Genomic DNA, 20,483 nt, shown 5'->3' on the forward strand with positions numbered 1-20,483 from the left:
CTATGATTCGTGTAGGACAAGGCTTTGACGTTCATCAATTGGTAGAAGGCAGGCCGTGCATTATCGGCGGTGTAACTATTCCATATGAAAAAGGGCTGCTGGGGCATTCTGATGCTGACGTGCTGCTGCATGCGATTAGCGATGCGATTTTGGGCGCATTGGCGCTTGGCGATATCGGGAAGCATTTTCCCGATACGGACCCTGAGTTCAAGGATGCCGATAGCTTGAAGCTGCTTGTACATATATGGGGACTCGTCAAGGAGCGCGGCTATAAGCTTGGCAACATTGACTCGACGATTATTGCGCAGCGTCCCAAGATGCTGCCTTATATTCCGCAGATGGCGGAAATTATCGCAGGAGCCTTGGAGGCGGATGTGTCCCAGGTGAATGTGAAGGCAACGACGACGGAGCAGCTCGGCTTCACTGGGCGCGGCGAAGGAATCGCGGCGCAATCCGTTGTTTGCTTGATTAAAGATGTGATATAATCACAATAATTTTTTGGCGCTGGGATGAGAAAAAGACTTCTTCACGTTGTTGGTTTATCTAGGGTGTGTATGCAAACCAGAATCCGGATACTCATGCTTAGGTAGCTTTGCAGCCAGAGGCTGGCGACAGCCGTTACGCTTGAAATATAGGAAAGTATATGATTTCGCCATACTTTCTCTATATTTCTCGGAATGAAACGCGCCACGCCGCCAAATGACAGCGAGAGCCGTTTCACCTTGAGGACTGAGGTTCCGTTATTCTGACTTTTGAGAGGATTTGAGGTCTTGGGCGGACAGGAAATCCGTTATGTCCTTGATTTTCCCGTCAAAATAACGATCGGAAGCACATTAGCGTCTTCTGAGTCCGCGTCCTCTGCCATAACCCGTGTTTCGGCTGTAATAGCGGCTGCTGTGTCCGCCTAAAGCCTATGCATGAAGCTGACTTTCGATACGCAGGCTGCTGCTCATATTTGATGCTATAATCAATCAAGATTATAATGTGGCTTGCTTACGCTTGCATACATGTCCTAAAGTGTTTTGCTGAAGATACAGCAAAAGCATTTTGTTTAAAGGTAAGGCGAAGTTTATATTTAAGAAACGTAGCTGTTTTTTTTGAAGGAAAGCTTAGCAATAGCTGATTTACTGCACTGATGTAAGAAGTATGGTGAAAAAGTCGTAGTGGAGAGAAAAGGGGTTGCTGGAGAAGCGGTAGCGTTCGTTTAAAGCTTTCCGTAGGAAAGCAGCATCGTAAGCTTATGCTTGTACCCTTAAGTTTCATCGGCTGAGCTGGTTAAATGAAGGAAACTTAAGGGTAATGGCGATCGGAAGCAGGCTCTTTTCGCGCAGCGCAGACTCTTTTTCACTATACTTCTTTATGAATCAGGCTGTACTAAAAGCGCAAGGCTGTAAGCGACTAGGGAGGGGCAAGAAAACAATGACACAAGAAATTCGCGTGCGTTATGCACCGTCGCCGACGGGGCATCTGCATATTGGCAATGCAAGAACGGCCTTATTCAATTATTTGTATGCCCGCAATTTGGGTGGAAAGTTTATTATCCGCATCGAAGATACGGATGTGAAGCGCAATATTGCCGGCGGAGAAGAAAGCCAGCTCACTTATTTGAAATGGCTCGGCATTGACTGGGATGAAAGCATCGACGTTGGCGGCGACTACGGTCCATACCGTCAGACGGAGCGTCTTGATATTTATGAAAAGTATTGGCAGGACCTGCTGGATCGCGGCCTCGCCTACCGCTGCTACTGCACCGAGGAGGAGCTGGAGCGTGAGCGCGAGGAGCAGACGGCCCGGGGCGAAACACCGCGTTATTCCGGACTGCACCGCAATCTGACGGATGAGCAGCGCACAGCATTCGAGGCGGAAGGCCGCGTGCCAAGCATACGTTTCCGCGTGCCGGAAGGCCGCACCTATAAATTTGATGACGTCGTAAAAGGCGAAATCAGCTTTGATACGGCGGAGACGGGCGATTTTGTTATTGTGAAAAAAGATGGCATCCCGACCTACAACTTTGCGGTTGCGTTGGATGACCACCTAATGAAAATTAGCCACGTCCTGCGGGGCGAGGACCATATTTCCAATACGCCGCGTCAATTGATGATTTATGAAGCATTTGGCTGGGAACCGCCTCGCTTTGGCCATATGACGCTGATCGTTAACGAAAACCGCAAAAAGCTAAGCAAGCGCGATGAGTCGATCATCCAGTTTATTGAGCAATACGATTCGCTAGGCTATTTGCCAGAGGCGATGTTCAATTTTATTACGCTGCTCGGCTGGTCGCCGGAAGGCGAGCAAGAGATCTTTACGCGTGAGCAATTGGTTGAAGTATTCAATGCTGAGCGTCTCAGCAAAAGCCCTGCCGTATTCGATACGCAGAAGCTGAGCTGGATGAACAACGAATATTTGAAAAAAACAGATCTGGCGCGTGTCGTCGAGATGTGTCTGCCGCATTTGGTTAAGGCTGGCCGCGTGTCTGAGCAACTGGATGAAGCTGGCCGCGCATGGGTGAGCAATCTCGTTGCTTTGTATCAGGACAAGCTGCGTTATGCAGCGGAAATCGTGCCGCATACGGAGCTATTCTTCCAAGAGGCTGCCCAGGATGAAGAAGAAGCGACGACGGTTCTTGCAGAAGAGCAGGTGCCGGTCGTGCTTGCTGCCTTCCTCGCACAAGTTGAAGCAACGCCAGCAGAGGCATTTGATGAAGGCAGCGTGAAGGCTTCCATTAAAACGGTGCAAAAGGATACCGGCTTCAAAGGCAAACAGCTGTTTATGCCAATCCGCGCCGCTTTGACCGGCCAGACACATGGCCCGGACTTGAATCAATCCATCGTGCTGCTTGGCCAAGCCAAAGTCATCGCGAGGCTGAACGAGCGATTGGGCCGCTAGGCTGGCTGTACGGGGAGCTTGCCTTGGCGCGAGTGTTCGCGCTGGGCGTACTCTTTTTCACCATATGGTTACGCCCGTACACAATGCCTCTTGTCACATAAGGGTGGATTGGGTATACTAGGGCTACTATTAGGAAGTTTACAGTTAACAAGCTATGAACAGGAAAAGTACGTTTTGCTGGATTTGCAGAGAGGACAACCGTCATTGCATCCAGGCCGGGTTACCCGCGGCTATTGGACAATGTAGCTGCAAGTTGTCTAATTCGGCGGGCGGAAAATTGCACCTGGGAGCTTTGTTCCGAGCCATAAGGCCCAGCAGCTGTGTTTTTGAATCGAAGGAGGCTTCGTTCGAGGGCAGCAGGTGAGGCGCTTGTGGGGTAGGCGGCAACGTAGGCCTGCGTTAAAGGCTTTGAGATGGATAGCAACTGAGCTATCTGGCAGCCATAGGTTGAAGCGGGCGAAGGCAGACATGCCGAAGCTTGCTGCGAGCGGCGCAGATAGGTGTTCAGGCTGTTCAAGCAGAGTGGGACCGCGATTGAACACACGCCTCTGCAGCATGCAAATGCTGTGGGGGCTTTTTTATATGGACATTCGGCAGCCAGCAAGGCAGGACTAAGAGGGGCAGCGGCCTGCTGGCTTGAGAGGAGATAAGCTGATGTTTCGCCATATTCGTTCAGATATTGAAGCGGTATTTGAAAATGATCCGGCCGCCAGAAGCCGTTTTGAGGTCGTCTTCACTTATTCCGGCCTGCATGCGATTTGGGCGCATCGGGCGGCGCATTATTTTTTTCGTAACAAATGGTTTACGGTTGCGCGTATCATATCCCAATTCAGTCGTTTTATGACGGGCATCGAAATTCACCCAGGGGCCACTATCGGCGAGCGGCTGTTTATTGACCACGGCATGGGCATTGTCATCGGAGAAACATGCGAGATTGGCAATGATGTCGTCATTTATCAGGGGGTTACGCTTGGCGGTACAGGCAAGGAGAAGGGCAAGCGTCATCCAACCATCGGCAATAATGTTGTCATTGGCTCGGGCTCGAAGGTGCTGGGATCGTTCAAAATTGGCGATAATTCAAATGTAGGCTCGAATGCGGTTGTGCTGCGCGAGGTGCCGGATAATTGTACCGTCGTTGGCAACCCCGGCAGAGTGGTGAAACGGAACGGTGAGCGGGTGAAGGACAGACTGGAGCACAACCAGCTGCCTGACCCAGTCATTGAAATGCTGCGGGATATGCAAAATGAAATTGATCGTTTGAAAACAGAGTTGAAAGAGCTCAGGGAGCCTGTAACTGGAGGGGAATTTCGAAAATGACGTTACATCTATATAATACGTTGACCCGTAAGAAGGAAGCTTTTGAATCGCAGGAGCCGGGTAAAGTTAAAATGTACGTATGCGGGCCGACGGTATACGATTATATTCACGTTGGAAATGCCAGACCGGTTGTTTTCTTCGATGTCGTTCGTCGGTATTTGGAGAGCACAGGCTATGAGGTGAACTATGTCGTCAACTTTACGGACGTGGATGATAAGCTGATCCGTAAAGCGGAGGAGCTGGGATCTACGGTTCCAGAAGTGGCGGAGACATTTATCGCGGCATTCAATGCGGATCTCGAAGCGCTTGCCGTGCATAAGGCAACGCTGAGCCCGCGCGTAACCGAGCATATTACGGAAATCGTCGATTTTATTCAAGGCCTGCTTAACAAAGACATTGCCTATGAGAGTGAAGGTGATATTTACTTCCGTACCGCGAAGTTCGAGGAATACGGTAAGCTGTCGCACCAAAATCTGGAGGAGCTGCAATTCGGCATCCGGATTGAAGTAGGTGACCGGAAGGAGAATCCGCAGGATTTTGTGCTGTGGAAAGGTGCAAAGCCGGGTGAAATTTTCTGGGATACGCCGTGGGGACCGGGCCGTCCGGGCTGGCATATCGAATGCTCGGCAATGGCGCGCAAGTATCTCGGGGACACACTCGATATTCATGGCGGCGGACATGACCTGCAGTTCCCGCACCATGAGTGCGAGGTTGCACAGTCGGAAGCATTGACCGGCAAGCCGCTCGCGAATTATTGGATGCATAACGGCTATATTAACATTGATAATGTGAAAATTTCTAAATCTCTGGGCAATGGTATTTCGGTGCACGAACTGGTGAAGCAGGTGAAGCCGCAAGCGATTCGTTATTTTATTTTGTCCGGACATTATCGCAGTCCGCTTAACTTCAACGAAGAAGCGCTGAAGCAAGCGGTAAACAGTGTGGAGCGCATCGCAAACAGCGTGTCCAACTTGCGTCATCGCCTGCAAGTGCTGGAGAGCGAGGAGCAGACGGGAGCTGCGGCGTTCGAGCTTGATGCCCGCTTGGCGGAAATTATGAGCGTGTTTGAGGCGAAAATGGATGATGACTTTAATACGCCGGATGCGATTACCGCGGTCTTTGATCTGGTTGGGGAAGCGAATCAATACTTGAATCGCGCAGATGTGAGCACCGAGGGCGTGCAGGCTTTTCTTGATGTGCTGGAGCAAATGGACGAGGTGCTTGGTCTAATCCCGCCACAGTCCGCCGAAGCGGATCTGCTAGATGAGGAAATTGAACAGCTGATTGTCGATAGAACAGAAGCGCGCCAGTCGAAAAATTGGGCTAGAGCGGACGAAATTCGCGATTTGCTGACAGAGAAAGGCATCGCTCTTGAGGATACGCCGCAAGGCATCCGTTGGCGCCGCCTATGAGTGAGCCGCATAACAGCGAGGCGTTAGCAAGCGACTTATTGTTTTACACGCCTTCGAAAAAAACAAACCTGCTGAATCCCGTTGTGCTCGCCTACGTTGGCGACAGTGTGTTCGAGCTGCTGGTACGCCAATATTTGGTGTCGCTGCCGAATCATAAGCCGCATCACCTGCACCGGGAAGCGACGGGCATCGTCTCGGCAAAAGCGCAGCGGCGGATTTTGCTGGAGCATTGGCAGCCGCTGCTGACGGAGGAAGAGGCAGATGTGGTGCGGCGCGGACGCAATACGAAATCTGGCGCGCCACCTAAAAATACTGATCCCGCCGATTACCGTCAAGCTACCGCGCTTGAATGTCTCGTTGGGTATTTATATTATGAAGGTCGCATTCAGCGCTTGCATGAGTTATTCGCCTGTGCGATTGCAGCAAGAGAAGAGGGGGAGGAACGGCAGGCACAGCCAGCCGCTCCTTCCCTCGCAGCCAAGAAAACAAAGGAGGGCGAATAATGACTGAGACTAACCCGCAAGATGAAATTATTGCTGGCAAGCATCCCGTACTGGAGGCGCTTCGATCCGGGCGTGAAATTAATAAAATTTGGATCGCCGAAGGCGCCCAGAAGAGCATGACGCAGCCGATTACGGCTGAGGCGAAAAAAAGTGGAATTATCGTACAATTTGTCGATAAAAGGAAGCTCGATGGCATGGCCGAGGGCGTTCAGCATCAAGGCGTTATCGCGCAGGCGGCTGCTTTTCGCTACGCCGAGATTGAAGAGATATTAGAAGCAGCGCGCAGCCGCAACGAGACGCCTTTTATTTTGCTGCTGGATGAAATTGAGGACCCTCATAATTTGGGTTCCATTCTGCGGACAGCGGAATGCACCGGCGTTCATGGCGTTATTATTCCGAAGCGCCGTGCGGTTGGACTGACAGCAACCGTCTCCAAAACATCGGCGGGAGCAGCGGAATATGTGCCTGTTGCACGCGTGACGAATTTGGCACAAACGATCGATCGGCTGAAGGAAGAAGGCATATGGATAGCGGGTACGGATGTCAGCGCCAAGCAGGAAATTTATTCGATGAAATTCGACATGCCGCTCGCTGTCGTCATCGGCAATGAAGGCAAAGGCATTGGCCGTCTCATCAAAGAAAAATGCGATTTTCTGGTGAAGCTTCCGATGCAGGGCCAGCTTAATTCGCTGAATGCCTCCGTTGCTGCGGGCGTGTTCATGTACGAAGTGGTCAGACAGCGCCGGAGCGTTTAGACATGAAACGGCGTGACGATATTTTGCTGGTGGATGGCTACAACATGATTGGGGCCTGGCCCGTGCTGGAAAAGCTGAAAGCCATCGATCTCGAGGAGGCAAGAGATAAACTGCTTGATATGCTCGCGGATTATCAGGGCTTTACCGGCATGGCGGTCTATATCATTTTCGATGCGCATCAGGTGCCTGGGCTGGGAGCGACCTTCAAGCATCACAAGCTGACAATTGTGTATACGAAGGAGAAGGAAACAGCAGATGAATGCATTGAGCGCATGGTTGTTGAGCTGTATAAAAAAAGACGGCATTTGTATGTCGCTACTTCTGATCTCGTCGAACAGCATGTCGCTTTCGCTCATGGGGCGCTTCGCCTCTCGGCCCGCGAGCTGTTAATTGAAATTGAGCAGAACCGCAAGCAAATTGAGCTTACGCTGATGGAAGAAACGAAGAGTCGCCGCAATACGGTGGACAATAGTCTCAGTCTTGAAATTCGCACGCAGCTGGAAAGGCTTAGGCGAGGCAAGAAATGACGGCTGCACGAAGGCGGCGCCAAATTATTATTTGGATGTATATGTAAATAATTCGACACCCAGAATCGGTTTTGTTATCGATTCGGGGTCTAAATCGGTTGACGTTGTCAGGTTACATAATGTATACTGGCTCTATATTTGCTGGCTATGAATCTAGCGGCGTACGCCTTGCAGGCCGGAGGGATAGTTTGTGAGCATCGACCTCAAAGAATGGAGTACGCTCGAATATGACTGCAGTACGGACGAGGAAATCGTAGAAGCGGTTCGCAATGGCGACAGTCTGGCGCTCGAATATTTGATTAACAAATATAAGAATTTCGTTCGAGCTAAAGCACGCTCTTATTTTCTTATCGGTGCGGACCGGGAAGATATTGTGCAGGAAGGCATGATCGGACTGTATAAGTCTATTCGCGACTTTAAAGGGGACAAGCTCGCAAGCTTTAAAGCATTTGCAGAGCTGTGCATTACGCGGCAGATTATAACGGCGATTAAGACGGCCACCAGGCAGAAGCATATCCCGCTCAATTCCTATGTCTCGCTCGATAAGCCGATTTACGATGAAGATTCCGATCGTACTTTGCTTGATGTCATATGCGGGACCCGGGTATCAGACCCGGAAGAGTTGATCATTAACCAGGAAGAGTTTAACGGTCTGGAAGACAAGATGTCCGAGATTTTGAGTGATCTAGAACGCAAGGTGCTCATGCTTTATTTGGATGGAAGGTCCTATCAGGAAATAGCAGTTGATCTGGATCGTCATGTGAAGTCTATTGATAATGCACTACAGCGCGTGAAGCGGAAGCTCGAACGTTATTTGGAAGTCCGGGACATAAGCGGGTAACAGTGTCATCATACTTATAGCTTAAGTGAGAATGCAGAAGCTGTCCTTTTCTCTGTAATTGTAGAAGAGGATGGCTCATTTCCGTTTTAAATCGGAAAATGCTGCCTATACTTGTAGAAACAGGGCGGACCCGATGCCGCCTTGCTTCCAGCTTTTATACAAGCTCGCATTCTATCTTTTACATTGACATCCAGTATGTCGTGTGATAAAGTGTTCGGGTAGGCCTAAATATGAGGTTTTTTTTCGTGTTGGCCTTCATTTCATCTTGAAGTACTGCATGTTTCAGGGTGAACAGGTATTTAGTAGCAGTTCGGGAGGTGTAATTCAATGCGGGTTATTATCACGTTGGCATGCACAAACTGCAAACAGAGAAACTATGCGAGCAGCAAGAACAAACGCAATCACCCCGACCGCATCGAGTTGAAGAAGTTTTGCAAGTTTTGTAACGAGCAGACTCCTCATCGCGAGACGAGATAGTCAAATGGAGGTGTGACCGTGGCATTTTTGGCTAAAGTGAAGCAAAGCTTCGGAACAACGTTTGGTTTCTTTGCTGACAGCTGGGCAGAACTGAAGAAGGTTCGTTGGCCAAACCGTAAAGAGTTGACAAGCTATTCAATCGTTGTCGTTTTGACGATTACGGCTGTGACGATTTACTTTTGGCTTCTTGACATCGGGATCTCGTCTCTAGTTGAACTGATTGTTTAAGAAGGGTCCAAAGGTGAATTGAAATGGAAAAAAGATGGTATGTCGTACACACTTACGCCGGTTATGAGAACAAAGTAAAAGCCAATTTGGAGCGCCGTTTGGAATCAATGGGCATGGAAGACAAAATCTTCCGCGTACTTGTTCCAATGGAAGAAGAAGTGGTCGAGAAGGACGGCAAGAAAAAAACCGTTCAGCGTAAAGTTTATCCAGGCTACGTTCTCGTAGAAATGGTTCAAACTGACGATTCTTGGTATGTTGTTCGCAATACGCCGGGTGTTACAGGATTCGTAGGATCGACAGGATCAGGCTCGAAGCCGATCGCTCTTATGCCAGACGAAGTCGAACAGATTTTGAAGCATATGGGTATGGAGGAACCGAAGCCGAAGATCGAATTCGATCTGAAGGAAACTGTACGGGTCAAGGAAGGTCCGTTCGCGGATTTCGTTGGTACAGTAGAAGAGATTTTGCTGGACAAAGCGAAGCTCAAGGTTCATGTCAACATGTTTGGCAGAGAAACGCCAGTTGAGTTGGATTATACTCAAGTGGAGAAGATCTAGTTCCGGTATTTCTGTAGTACACCAGTTTTCTGGGGTCATGCAGAAACACCAAACTCGTTAGTTGTATGTTGTGGATTACCAGGGTAAGGAGGTGTATAGTCATGGCTAAGAAAGTCATCAAGATGGTCAAACTGCAAGTTCCTGCAGGTAAAGCGAATCCAGCTCCACCTATCGGTCCGGCGCTCGGTCAAGCAGGCGTTAACATTATGGCGTTCTGTAAAGAGTTTAACGCTCGTACAGCAGATCAAGCAGGTTTGATTATTCCGGTTGTTATTTCCGTATTTGAGGATCGTTCATTCACTTTCGAAACTAAAACTCCACCGGCAGCAGTATTGCTCCGCGTAGCAGCAGGTATCGAAAAAGGATCAGGCGAGCCGAACAAGAAGAAAGTAGCTACCGTTAATCGCGCTAAGGTCCGTGAAATCGCGGAACAAAAAATGCCCGACTTGAATGCAGCTTCCGTTGAAGCAGCAATGCTTATGATCGAAGGCACTGCACGCAGCATGGGCGTTACAATCGTTGACTAATTGCGTTTGATCCGTTAGGATAACAAACGAAGGGCTGACTGTTACAAGGATGCCCGACTGTGAAGCTTAGGCTTCACTGTGGGAGGATTTTCCCTAGGAGGATTTTCCGCTATAACCACTTGAGGAGGATATTTACAATGGCTAAACATGGCAAGAAGTATGTAGAAGCTTCCAAGCTGATCGATAGCGAAGCGACTTACGAGTCGTTAGAAGCGATTGAGCTTGTGAAAAAAGCAGCAACAGCTAAATTCGACGAATCCGTTGAAGTTGCTGTACGTCTGGGTGTAGACCCACGTAAACAAGACCAAGCAGTGCGCGGCGTCGTTGTACTTCCGCACGGTACTGGTAAAACTAAACGCGTCCTCGTATTCGCAAAAGGCGATAAAGCGAAGGAAGCGGAAGCTGCTGGCGCTGATTTTGTCGGCGATGCAGACATGATTAACAAAATCCAACAAGGCTGGTTCGATTTCGACGTTTGCGTAGCAACGCCGGATATGATGGCTGAAGTTGGTAAACTTGGTCGTATTCTCGGTGGTAAGGGCCTCATGCCTAACCCTAAAGCCGGCACAGTAACGTTTGACGTTTCTAAAGCCGTGCAAGAGATTAAAGCCGGTAAAATTGAATACCGTCTGGATAAAGCTGGTCAAATCCACGCTCCAATCGGTAAAGTATCCTTTGATGCTGAGAAGCTTGATGCTAACCTTCGCGCTCTTGTAGAAGCTTTGGTTCGTGCTAAACCAGCTGCAGCTAAAGGTGTATACTTGAAAAACATCGCCGTTTCCTCGACAATGGGCCCTGGCGCTCGCGTCTCCGCTGCTAGCTACCGCTAATAGCAAGGAACGGAACTAAATTCGAACACGCATACCGTAGACAGTAGGTGCCGAAAGGCTTAATTTCCTACCGAGGTGTTATGATAAAGCGTTTGTGTGCGGCCTTGGGTCGTACTAACGAACCATCATGGCCTTCGCTACTTATAGCGGAGGCTTTTCTCATGCATCGCGGCAAGAGATCTGACTCGTCAAATAACGGAATGTACAAATAATACAGGAGGTGTACAGTTTGGCAAACGCAAATATCATCCAAGAGAAACAACAAGCGGTTGAAGTTATTACAGCAAAGCTTCGTGATAGCTCCAGCGCAGTCGTTGCCGATTATCGCGGATTGAACGTTGCGCAAGTTACAGAACTTCGCAAACAACTGCGTGAGGCTGGCATCGAGTTTCAAGTTCTGAAAAACTCGCTAGTTCGCCGTGCTACTGAAGCAGCAGGTCTTGCTGAGTTGAATAGCATTCTTACTGGTCCGACAGCTATTGCTTTCGGTAATGAAGATGCAGTTGCTCCAGCAAAAATCCTTAATGATTTTGCTAAAAAGAACGAGGCTTTGAAACTTAAAGGCGGCGTTGTTGAAGGTAAAATTGTTGATATGGATCAAATCAAAGCGCTGGCGGAACTTCCGTCCCGCGATGGATTGCTCTCCATGCTCCTCAGCGTATTGCAAGCCCCAGTGCGCAACTTCGCACTTGCGGTTAAAGCAGTTGGCGAGCAAAAAGAAGCTCAAGCTTAATATTTTTCACACTTATCAAATCTGCTGCTCGTTTAAACTTGCAGCCTAAAAAAAACTAAAACCACTTCTGGAGGTATAACCATGTCTAAAGATCAAATCTTGGAAGCCATTAAAGTTATGACCGTTCTTGAACTGAACGATCTTGTTAAAGCAATCGAAGAAGAATTCGGCGTTACTGCTGCTGCTCCTGTAGCTGCTGTAGGCGGCGGCGCAGCTGTTGAAGCTGAGCAAACTGAATTCACTGTTATCCTTAACAACGCTGGTGCTTCCAAAATCAACGTTATCAAAGTCGTTCGCGAAATCACAGGTCTTGGCCTGAAAGAAGCGAAAGATCTGGTTGATAGCGCTCCTAAAGCAATCAAAGAAAACGTTGCTAAAGAAGAAGCAGAAGCAGTTAAAGCTAAGCTTGAAGAAGCTGGCGCAGCTGTAGAAGTTAAGTAATATCTCTTCTTTAGAAGATAGCGGGCCCCTTGAAACGCTACGTTTCAAGGGGTTCGTTCTATGTTTAAAATATAAGCATTTATAAGTTGCACACTTATAAATGCTTATATTTCATCGCGAAACGGAAGCTTTGCCGCCAGAGGACGGCGGCAGCCGTTTACGCTTGAATCGATGCATATATAAAGGTTCGACTTTATCAGGTCAGGGGGATTCGCATGTCAGACCATTACTATTCGCCAAGCCCCGGCGTGAAAAATGACCGTCGCATTCATGAAGAACAGCTGCGCGGTATAGCTTTGAAATTTATGACGGATGCTGGCGTTTTTTCGAAAACAGGCGTCGATTACGGCACGCGTGTGCTGCTGAATGCACTGGAGCTGAAGGGCGAACGCAGCGTATTGGATGTTGGGTGCGGATACGGGCCGATCGGTCTTACCATTGCACGGCTTGCTCCGGAAAGTCATGTAACAATGATTGATGTGAATGAAAGAGCGGTAGCGCTATCCAAAGAAAATGCGCACAACAACGGCATAAAGAATATAACGGTTTATCAAAGCGACGTGTATGAAGCGGTTCGGCAGTCCGTATTTGATATGATCGTCACTAACCCGCCTATACGGGCCGGGAAAGAGATTGTACATCGTATTTTTGAAGAAGGCTATGAGCTGCTGGCTCCTGGCGGAACGATGTGGATCGTCATTCAGAAAAAGCAGGGCGCCGCATCAGCGGAAGCGAAGCTTGAGTCGTTGTTCAGTGAAGTAATCGAAGTGACGAAAGATAAGGGCTATCGAATTTACAAAGCTGTTAAATGAGTCATTTGATTTCTTGACTTGACTTTCTATATGTGGTAAGATTATAAAATGTCAGCATTAAATTGGGCTAAATCTCTTTAGTCAACTAAAATGTCAAGTGCGAATTTTTAGCGCAAAATGCATATAAAATGCGTAGTTGACGTATAATGTTTACATTTTGGGCAAAATTACTTGATATGGAATCTATACGCTTGCGCTGCGTATGGTTGGCTCGTGGAACATGCTCTTTTTTCGAACTATTCGATAAGGGCTTTTCTTTATTTGAATAAGTAAGCAGTTACGCAGTACGTTTCGTTGCTGTGAGACAGACATGAGGGGTGAGGTTAAGTTGGCAGGACAACTTGTTCAGTATGGTCGGCGCACGCGGAGAAGTTATGCCCGAATCAACGAGGTGCTGGAAGTCCCGAACCTGATTGAAATCCAACAAAAATCGTACGAAAAATTCTTGGAAACGGATTTGATTGAATTATTCCAAGATATTTCGCCGATTCAGGACTTTACGGGCAATCTATCGCTTGAGTTTATCGACTACAGCTTGGGCGAACCGAAATATTCGGTCGATGAATCAAAAGAACGCGATGTGACGTATGCTGCTCCACTACGCGTGAAAGTTCGGCTCTTTAATAAAGAGACTGGCGAAGTGAAGGAACAGGAAGTTTTCATGGGTGACTTCCCGCTGATGACCGAGACCGGCACGTTTATCATTAACGGAGCGGAACGGGTTATTGTCAGCCAATTGGTGCGCTCCCCAAGTGTGTACTTCAGCACGAAGGTTGATAAAAACGGGAAGAAAAACTACACAGCGACCGTTATCCCGAATCGTGGAGCTTGGTTAGAGCTGGAAACGGATGCTAAAGATATTGTCTACGTTCGTATCGACCGCACTCGGAAAATTCCGGTTACGGTACTTTTGCGTTCGTTAGGCTTCGGCACTGACGCGGAAATTTTGGAATTGCTCGGCCATGACGAGTATATTCGCAATACGCTTGATAAAGACAACACGGATTCCACCGAGAAAGCGCTGATTGAAATTTATGAGCGCCTTCGTCCAGGTGAGCCGCCTACGCTTGATAACGCGAAGAGCTTGCTCGTAGCACGCTTCTTTGATCCGAAACGCTATGATCTAGCGAATGTAGGACGTTACAAGATTAATAAAAAGCTTCATATCAAAAACCGTCTGTTCAATCAACGCTTAGCTGAAACGCTTGTCGATCCATCGACGGGTGAAATCATTGCTGAAGCAGGTCAGATGATTGACCGCCGTTTGTTGGATGACATTTTGGAGAAGCTTGAAACAAATGTCGGCTTCAAAACGTATCATGTTGCCAATGGCGTACTTGATGCAGATAGTATTCCACTGCAAGCAATCAGTGTATTCTCGCCACTTGATGAAACTAAAGTCATTAAGGTTATTGCAAACGGGATTATTGATAAAGCAGTGAAGCATGTCACGCCGGCAGATATTATTGCTTCCATTAACTATTTCCTTAACCTACTTCAAGGTGTAGGAAGCACGGATGACATTGACCACTTGGGTAACCGTCGTCTGCGTTCCGTAGGGGAGCTTCTGCAAAACCAATTCCGTATCGGTCTGTCCCGTATGGAAAGAGTAGTGCGTGAACGGATGTCGATCCAGGATGCGAACGCGATTACGCCGCAGGCTTTGATTAACATTCGTCCCGTTATTGCTTCGATTAAAGAGTTCTTCGGATCCTCACAGCTCTCGCAGTTTATGGACCAAACGAATCCGCTTGCTGAACTGACGCACAAACGTCGTCTGTCTGCACTCGGACCCGGCGGTTTGACGCGTGAGCGCGCGGGCTTTGAAGTCCGTGACGTCCATCACTCCCACTATGGGCGGATGTGTCCGATCGAGACGCCAGAGGGACCGAATATCGGTCTGATCAACTCCTTGTCATCTTTTGCCCGCATTAACGAATATGGCTTCATTGAAGCTCCTTATCGTTGGGTAGATGCGAAGACAGGAATTGTAACGGAACAAATTGCTTATTTGACTGCCGATGAGGAAGACAACTATGTAATCGCGCAAGCGAATGCGAAGCTGACTGCAGAAGGCAAGTTCGAAGATAGCAGTGTTATCGTTCGTTATAATAAACAAGCGGATAACATTCTTACGATGCCAAGCGAGCGCGTTGACTACATGGACGTATCTCCTAAGCAGGTTGTATCGGTTGCGACGGCGCTTATTCCGTTCTTGGAGAACGATGACTCCAACCGTGCGCTTATGGGTTCCAACATGCAGCGGCAAGCTGTACCTCTCTTGATCCCGAAAGCACCACTTGTCGGTACGGGTATGGAGCATAAGTCGGCTAAAGACTCCGGTGTATGTATTGTCTCCAAATTCGATGGAATTATTGAACGTGTATCTGCCAATGAAATTTGGCTGCGCCGTGTGGAGCAAATTGACGGCAAGTCGGTAACTGGCGATCTCGTTAAACATAAGCTTCACAAGTTTACGCGTTCCAACCAAGGAACATGTATTAACCAGCGCCCTCTTGTTCACAAAGGCGATGTTATCCAAAAAGGCGATATTCTCGCTGATGGACCGTCGACTGAGCAAGGTGAATTGGCACTGGGCCGCAACGTGGTCGTTGCCTTTATGACATGGGAAGGCTACAACTATGAGGATGCAATTCTTCTTAGTGAAAAGCTTGTTAAAGAAGACGTTTATACCTCGATTCACATTGAGGAATATGAGTCGGAAGCCCGTGATACGAAGCTTGGACCAGAAGAAATTACACGCGACATTCCGAATGTCGGTGAAGAAGCACTGAAAAATCTCGACGAGCGCGGTATTATCCGTGTCGGCGCAGAAATTAGTGCAGGCGATATTCTTGTTGGTAAAGTAACACCTAAAGGTGTAACGGAACTGACAGCTGAAGAGCGTCTTCTTCATGCGATTTTCGGTGAAAAAGCTCGTGAAGTAAGGGATACTTCGCTTCGCGTACCGCATGGTACCGATGGAATCGTTGTGGACGTAAAAGTATTTACCCGCGAGAACGGCGATGAGCTGCCTCCTGGTGTAAATCAACTCGTTCGTGCTTATATCGCTCAAAAACGGAAAATTTCCGAGGGTGATAAAATGGCCGGACGTCACGGTAATAAAGGGGTTATTGCCCGCATTATGCCGGAAGAAGATATGCCTTTCCTGCCGGATGGCACACCAGTAGAAGTTGTTCTCAACCCACTGGGCGTACCTTCCCGTATGAACATCGGCCAAGCGCTTGAAGTTCACTTGGGTCTGGCTTGTAAACGTCTTGGCTTGCATGCTGCGACGCCGGTATTTGACGGCGCGCGGGAGAATGACGTTTTTGATGCAATGGAAGAAGCAGGCATGCAGCGTAATGGTAAGACTGTACTTTATGATGGCCGTACGGGTGAAAACTTTGAACGTGAAGTTACCGTTGGTGTCATGTACATGATCAAACTTGCGCACATGGTTGATGATAAAATCCATGCTCGTTCCACAGGTCCTTACTCGCTCGTTACGCAACAGCCATTGGGTGGTAAAGCTCAATTCGGCGGACAGCGTTTCGGTGAGATGGAAGTATGGGCGCTTGAAGCCTATGGTGCTGCTTACACCTTGCAAGAAATTCTTACCGTCAAATCCGATGATGTTGTTGGTCGTGTGAAGACGTATGAGTCGATTGTCAAGGGCGAGAACGTACCAGAGCCGGGCGTACCAGAGTCATTCAAAGTATTGATCAAAGAGCTTCAAAGTTTGGGTATGGATGTTAAAATCCTGACCGAAAATGAAGAAGAGATCGAGCTAAGAGAGTCGGATGACGATGATGACGCAGCAGGAGATAAGCTGAACCTTAATCTAGAAGGCGCTGAAGCAAGCGCTCTTGAATAAAAACCTAGCCGAGCTGCGTGTACGCTACTAGCGAATACGCAGCCGCTAGTATGCATGAAATAGCCATACATGACGAAGGAGGGTTGCTCCTTGTTGGACGTGAACAACTTCGAGTATATGAAAATTGGGCTTGCCTCGCCTGAGAAAATTCGTTCCTGGTCCCGCGGAGAAGTTAAAAAGCCGGAAACGATCAACTATAGGACGTTAAAACCGGAGAAGGAAGGCCTCTTCTGCGAGAAAATTTTTGGTCCTACCAAAGACTGGGAGTGTCACTGCGGCAAGTACAAGCGCGTTCGCTATAAAGGCGTCGTCTGTGATCGCTGTGGCGTTGAAGTAACACGTGCGAAAGTTCGCCGTGAGCGTATGGGACATATTGAGCTTGCAGCTCCTGTATCTCATATCTGGTATTTCAAAGGGATTCCTAGCCGCATGGGCTTGGCACTGGATATGTCGCCTCGTTCGCTTGAGGAGATCATATACTTTGCATCTTATGTTGTAACCGATCCTGGTGATACGCCGCTGGAGAAAAAACAGCTGCTGTCCGAAAAGGAATACCGCAGCTACCGTGAGAAATATGGCTACGGCTTCCACGCTGGAATGGGTGCTGAGGCAGTCAAAAAACTGCTGCAGGACATTGAAGTGGAGAAAGAGCTTGAACAGCTTAAAGAAGAGCTTCGTACGGCTCAGGGCCAACGCCGTAACCGTGCGATCAAGCGTCTTGAAGTCATTGAAGCATTCCGCAACTCCGGCAATGAGCCGGAATGGATGATTCTCGATGTGCTTCCAGTTATCCCTCCTGAACTTCGCCCGATGGTACAACTGGATGGCGGACGTTTTGCGACGTCTGACCTTAATGACCTGTACCGTCGTGTAATCAACCGTAACAACCGTCTGAAGCGTCTGCTTGATCTGGGTGCTCCTGACATTATCGTGCAAAATGAGAAACGTATGCTTCAAGAAGCAGTTGATGCGCTGATTGATAACGGCCGTCGTGGTCGTCCAGTGACTGGACCGGGTAACCGTCCGCTCAAATCGCTCAGCCATATGCTGAAAGGTAAGCAAGGACGTTTCCGTCAAAACTTGCTCGGTAAACGTGTCGATTACTCTGGCCGTTCCGTTATCGTAGTAGGACCTAACCTCAAGATGTTCCAATGCGGACTTCCGAAGGAAATGGCGCTTGAGCTGTTTAAGCCATTCGTTATGAAAGAACTCGTCAACAAAGGACTTGCGCACAATATTAAGAGCGCGAAGCGCAAAGTTGAGCGCGTAAGCCCTGAAGTATGGGATGTTCTTGAAGAAGTAATTAAGGAGCACCCGGTTCTGCTTAACCGTGCCCCGACCCTTCACAGACTCGGTATTCAAGCATTTGAGCCGATTTTGGTTGAAGGTCGCGCCATCAAGCTTCACCCGCTCGTATGTACCGCTTATAACGCGGATTTCGACGGTGACCAAATGGCCGTTCACGTTCCTTTGTCTGCAGAAGCACAAGCGGAAGCTCGCTTGCTTATGCTTGCATCAGGTAACATTTTGAACCCTAAAGATGGCAAGCCAGTCGTTACGCCTTCCCAGGATATGGTTCTCGGCAGTTACTATCTGACGATGGACAACAAGGAAGCGCTTGGTACGGGTTCGGTGTTTGCAACGGTGAATGAAGCGGTATCAGCGTACCAACGCGGTATTGTTTCGCTGCATGCACGTGTCTTTATTCCGGTGAAAGTTTTGAAAAAGACAGTGTTCACCGAAAAACAACAGCAGTCGTTGATGTCAACGACGGTTGGTAAAGTTATTTTCAACGAAATTTTCCCGGAGGATTTCCCTTATATCAACGAGGCTACGAAAACGAACCTCTTGAACGGAACGCCGGATAAATATTTTGTATACGAAAAAGGCAGTGATTTGAAAAAAATCATTGATGAATTGCCGATAGCAGGCGGTGTTGGTAAAGATTATCTCGGTAATATTATTGCTGAGTGCTTCAGAAACTACCATACGACGCTGACGGCTGTCATCCTTGACCGTATCAAGCAGCTTGGCTTCACTTACTCCACGCGTGCTGGTATTACGATCGCCGTATCGGACGTTATCGTGCCGCCGGAGAAAACAGAGCTTCTTAAGAAGTCAGATGATCAGGTTGCTATCGTTATGAATCAGTACCGTCGTGGTCTGATTACGAATGAGGAGCGTTATGACCGGATTATTAGCATTTGGAGCAAATGTAAAGACGAGCTGACGGAAATCTTGATGAAGTCCATGGATCGTTACAACAATATTATGCTCATGGTTGACTCGAAAGCACGGGGTAATAAATCGCAAATCACCCAACTGGGCGGTATGCGTGGACTGATGGCCAATCCATCGGGCCGGATTATCGAGTTGCCAATCAAATCGAACTTCCGCGAAGGTCTGACAGTACTCGAGTACTTCATCTCGACGCATGGAGCGCGGAAAGGTCTCGCGGATACAGCTCTTCGTACAGCTGACTCCGGTTACCTGACTCGTAGGCTCGTTGACGTTGCACAGGATGTTATCGTTCGTGAAGAAGATTGCGGAACCGACAAAGGCTTCTCAGTCAGCAAAATTCAAGACGGTAAAGAGGTTATTGAGGATCTTTACGACCGTATTGAAGGCCGCTACGCTTTCGAGACCGTTCGTCATCCGAAGACTGGCGAAGTTATCGTAAGCCGCAACGATCTGATTGATTCCAATAGAGCCGATGCGATTATTGATGCAGGTATTGAAAAACTGCAAATCCGTTCTGTACTCAGCTGCCGCGCTCGTCATGGCGTATGTAAAACTTGTTATGGCCGCAACCTGGCAACAGGCAAGCATGTTGAGATCGGTGAAGCAGTCGGTATCATTGCTGCTCAATCCATCGGTGAGCCAGGAACACAGCTCACGATGCGTACATTCCATACCGGCGGTGTTGCCGGAGACGATATTACGCAAGGTTTGCCGCGTATCCAGGAGCTTTTCGAGGCGCGTAATCCGAAAGGTCAAGCGATTATCACCGAGCTTGATGGTGTGGTCAAAGAAATTCGTGAAGCGAAGGATCGCCGTGAAATCGAAGTTCAAGGTGAAGCGGAATCCAAAACTTATGCGATCACTTACGGTTCGCGTATCCGTGTTGTAAAAGGTCAGCATCTTGAAGCCGGCGACGAGCTGACAGATGGTTCAATTGACCCTAAAGATATGCTTCGGATTAAAGGTATCCGTGGTGTTCAAAACTATATTTTGCAGGAAGTACAGCGCGTCTACCGGAACCAAGGGGTAGAAATCAATGACAAGCATATTGAAGTCATGGTTAAGCAAATGCTCCGCAAAATCCGTATCGTTGATGCGGGAGAAACGAAGCTTCTGCCAGGCGCATTCGTAGACATTCATGAATATGAGTCTGCCAACCGCGAAGCAATCTTTGCTGATAAAGAGCCAGCAGTAGCGAAACCTGTATTGCTCGGTATTACGAAAGCGTCTCTTGAGACGGATTCGTTCTTGTCGGCAGCTTCTTTCCAAGAAACGACTCGCGTCTTGACTGACGCTGCTATTAAAGGCAAGGTCGATCAGTTGCTTGGTCTGAAGGAAAATGTTATTATCGGTAAGTTGATTCCGGCTGGTACGGGTATGCCGCGTTATCGCAATATCCGTCTGGTAGGTCTTGAGGATGAGCAGGAAACTGTTGTAAACCAAGGCGAACTGGAGTCAGAAGCAGTTACCGTTGACTAAAACTTGAAGCATGCATGCTGCAGCGGCCTCCCCTTGCAAG

General features: G+C 48.4%; 18 protein-coding genes and 1 other annotated feature. All 18 genes read left to right on the top strand.

What is annotated here, in order from left to right; all coding sequences use genetic code 11:
• Nucleotides 1–2 precede the first annotated feature (2 nt).
• The 18 genes from ispF (at nt 3) to rpoC (ending at nt 20,443) form a co-directional block, all read left to right on the top strand.
• Nucleotides 3–485, top strand: a complete 483-nt coding sequence (gene ispF / locus ACSR9A_RS00070) for a 2-C-methyl-D-erythritol 2,4-cyclodiphosphate synthase (protein ID WP_338553308.1) — start codon at nt 3–5, stop codon at nt 483–485.
• A 934-nt stretch (nt 486–1,419) separates the two neighbouring features.
• Complete coding sequence (gltX, locus tag ACSR9A_RS00075) at nt 1,420–2,886, top strand: glutamate--tRNA ligase (RefSeq protein ID WP_473755030.1); 1,467 nt, start codon at nt 1,420–1,422, stop codon at nt 2,884–2,886.
• Nucleotides 2,887–3,540: 654 nt separating this feature from the next.
• Nucleotides 3,541–4,203, top strand: coding sequence for a serine O-acetyltransferase (cysE, locus tag ACSR9A_RS00080; RefSeq protein WP_473755031.1), 663 nt, complete (start codon nt 3,541–3,543; stop codon nt 4,201–4,203).
• On the top strand, nt 4,200–5,615 hold the full coding sequence (gene cysS / locus ACSR9A_RS00085; protein WP_473755032.1) for a cysteine--tRNA ligase: 1,416 nt from the start codon (nt 4,200–4,202) through the stop codon (nt 5,613–5,615). Before cysE ends, cysS begins: the two co-directional genes overlap by 4 nt.
• Nucleotides 5,612–6,118: a Mini-ribonuclease 3 gene (locus ACSR9A_RS00090; RefSeq protein ID WP_473755033.1), complete on the top strand. Its 507-nt coding sequence runs from the start codon at nt 5,612–5,614 to the stop codon at nt 6,116–6,118. The genes cysS and ACSR9A_RS00090 overlap by 4 nt, the downstream gene beginning before the upstream one ends.
• Nucleotides 6,118–6,873: a 23S rRNA (guanosine(2251)-2'-O)-methyltransferase RlmB gene (gene rlmB / locus ACSR9A_RS00095; RefSeq protein ID WP_046234205.1), complete on the top strand. Its 756-nt coding sequence runs from the start codon at nt 6,118–6,120 to the stop codon at nt 6,871–6,873. The genes ACSR9A_RS00090 and rlmB overlap by 1 nt, the downstream gene beginning before the upstream one ends.
• A 2-nt stretch (nt 6,874–6,875) precedes the next feature.
• Nucleotides 6,876–7,400: an NYN domain-containing protein gene (locus ACSR9A_RS00100; protein ID WP_473755034.1), complete on the top strand. Its 525-nt coding sequence runs from the start codon at nt 6,876–6,878 to the stop codon at nt 7,398–7,400.
• A 190-nt stretch (nt 7,401–7,590) separates the two neighbouring features.
• Entirely contained in the window at nt 7,591–8,241 is a 651-nt protein-coding gene (gene sigH / locus ACSR9A_RS00105) for an RNA polymerase sporulation sigma factor SigH (protein WP_338553300.1), read from the top strand.
• A gap of 327 nt (nt 8,242–8,568) precedes the next feature.
• The gene (gene rpmG / locus ACSR9A_RS00110) at nt 8,569–8,718 is read left to right on the top strand and encodes a 50S ribosomal protein L33 (RefSeq protein ID WP_015847242.1); all 150 of its coding nucleotides are present in this window, start codon (nt 8,569–8,571) and stop codon (nt 8,716–8,718) included.
• A gap of 18 nt (nt 8,719–8,736) precedes the next feature.
• Nucleotides 8,737–8,946: a preprotein translocase subunit SecE gene (gene secE / locus ACSR9A_RS00115; protein ID WP_046234208.1), complete on the top strand. Its 210-nt coding sequence runs from the start codon at nt 8,737–8,739 to the stop codon at nt 8,944–8,946.
• Between the two features lie 23 nt (nt 8,947–8,969).
• Nucleotides 8,970–9,503: a transcription termination/antitermination protein NusG gene (nusG, locus tag ACSR9A_RS00120; protein ID WP_046234209.1), complete on the top strand. Its 534-nt coding sequence runs from the start codon at nt 8,970–8,972 to the stop codon at nt 9,501–9,503.
• 101 nt (nt 9,504–9,604) lie between these two features.
• A complete protein-coding gene (gene rplK, locus ACSR9A_RS00125; RefSeq protein WP_046234210.1) occupies nt 9,605–10,030 on the top strand; it encodes a 50S ribosomal protein L11 in 426 nt (141 codons plus the stop codon).
• A gap of 137 nt (nt 10,031–10,167) precedes the next feature.
• Nucleotides 10,168–10,860 carry a 50S ribosomal protein L1 gene (gene rplA / locus ACSR9A_RS00130; protein WP_341279792.1) on the top strand — a complete coding sequence of 231 codons (693 nt, stop codon included), beginning with the start codon at nt 10,168–10,170 and terminating at the stop codon, nt 10,858–10,860.
• A 16-nt stretch (nt 10,861–10,876) separates the two neighbouring features.
• Nucleotides 10,877–11,029, top strand: a sequence feature (ribosomal protein L10 leader region).
• 60 nt (nt 11,030–11,089) lie between these two features.
• On the top strand, nt 11,090–11,593 hold the full coding sequence (rplJ, locus tag ACSR9A_RS00135; protein ID WP_341279791.1) for a 50S ribosomal protein L10: 504 nt from the start codon (nt 11,090–11,092) through the stop codon (nt 11,591–11,593).
• An 81-nt stretch (nt 11,594–11,674) separates the two neighbouring features.
• On the top strand, nt 11,675–12,034 hold the full coding sequence (gene rplL, locus ACSR9A_RS00140) for a 50S ribosomal protein L7/L12 (protein WP_046234213.1): 360 nt from the start codon (nt 11,675–11,677) through the stop codon (nt 12,032–12,034).
• Between the two features lie 215 nt (nt 12,035–12,249).
• The gene (locus ACSR9A_RS00145) at nt 12,250–12,846 is read left to right on the top strand and encodes a class I SAM-dependent methyltransferase (RefSeq protein ID WP_338553296.1); all 597 of its coding nucleotides are present in this window, start codon (nt 12,250–12,252) and stop codon (nt 12,844–12,846) included.
• Nucleotides 12,847–13,156: 310 nt separating this feature from the next.
• Nucleotides 13,157–16,723 (top strand): DNA-directed RNA polymerase subunit beta, encoded by a 3,567-nt coding sequence (rpoB, locus tag ACSR9A_RS00150; protein ID WP_473755035.1) that lies wholly within the window; start codon nt 13,157–13,159, stop codon nt 16,721–16,723.
• Nucleotides 16,724–16,813: 90 nt separating this feature from the next.
• The gene (gene rpoC / locus ACSR9A_RS00155) at nt 16,814–20,443 is read left to right on the top strand and encodes a DNA-directed RNA polymerase subunit beta' (RefSeq protein WP_341279789.1); all 3,630 of its coding nucleotides are present in this window, start codon (nt 16,814–16,816) and stop codon (nt 20,441–20,443) included.
• Nucleotides 20,444–20,483: the final 40 nt, after the last annotated feature.

This window comes from Paenibacillus sp. R-74696, from assembly GCF_055814915.1.

What these genes read in the sequence shown, in the direction of transcription:
- rplA (WP_341279792.1), top strand. Translation starts at nt 10,168, where the DNA reads ATGGCTAAACATGGCAAGAAGTATGTAGAAGCTTCCAAGCTGATCGAT.
- gltX (WP_473755030.1), top strand. Translation starts at nt 1,420, where the DNA reads ATGACACAAGAAATTCGCGTGCGTTATGCACCGTCGCCGACGGGGCAT.
- rplK (WP_046234210.1), top strand. Translation starts at nt 9,605, where the DNA reads ATGGCTAAGAAAGTCATCAAGATGGTCAAACTGCAAGTTCCTGCAGGT.
- nusG (WP_046234209.1), top strand. Translation starts at nt 8,970, where the DNA reads ATGGAAAAAAGATGGTATGTCGTACACACTTACGCCGGTTATGAGAAC.
- ACSR9A_RS00100 (WP_473755034.1), top strand. Translation starts at nt 6,876, where the DNA reads ATGAAACGGCGTGACGATATTTTGCTGGTGGATGGCTACAACATGATT.
- ispF (WP_338553308.1), top strand. Translation starts at nt 3, where the DNA reads ATGATTCGTGTAGGACAAGGCTTTGACGTTCATCAATTGGTAGAAGGC.
- ACSR9A_RS00145 (WP_338553296.1), top strand. Translation starts at nt 12,250, where the DNA reads ATGTCAGACCATTACTATTCGCCAAGCCCCGGCGTGAAAAATGACCGT.
- rpoB (WP_473755035.1), top strand. Translation starts at nt 13,157, where the DNA reads ATGAGGGGTGAGGTTAAGTTGGCAGGACAACTTGTTCAGTATGGTCGG.
- cysS (WP_473755032.1), top strand. Translation starts at nt 4,200, where the DNA reads ATGACGTTACATCTATATAATACGTTGACCCGTAAGAAGGAAGCTTTT.
- cysE (WP_473755031.1), top strand. Translation starts at nt 3,541, where the DNA reads ATGTTTCGCCATATTCGTTCAGATATTGAAGCGGTATTTGAAAATGAT.
- rlmB (WP_046234205.1), top strand. Translation starts at nt 6,118, where the DNA reads ATGACTGAGACTAACCCGCAAGATGAAATTATTGCTGGCAAGCATCCC.
- rplL (WP_046234213.1), top strand. Translation starts at nt 11,675, where the DNA reads ATGTCTAAAGATCAAATCTTGGAAGCCATTAAAGTTATGACCGTTCTT.
- rpmG (WP_015847242.1), top strand. Translation starts at nt 8,569, where the DNA reads ATGCGGGTTATTATCACGTTGGCATGCACAAACTGCAAACAGAGAAAC.
- ACSR9A_RS00090 (WP_473755033.1), top strand. Translation starts at nt 5,612, where the DNA reads ATGAGTGAGCCGCATAACAGCGAGGCGTTAGCAAGCGACTTATTGTTT.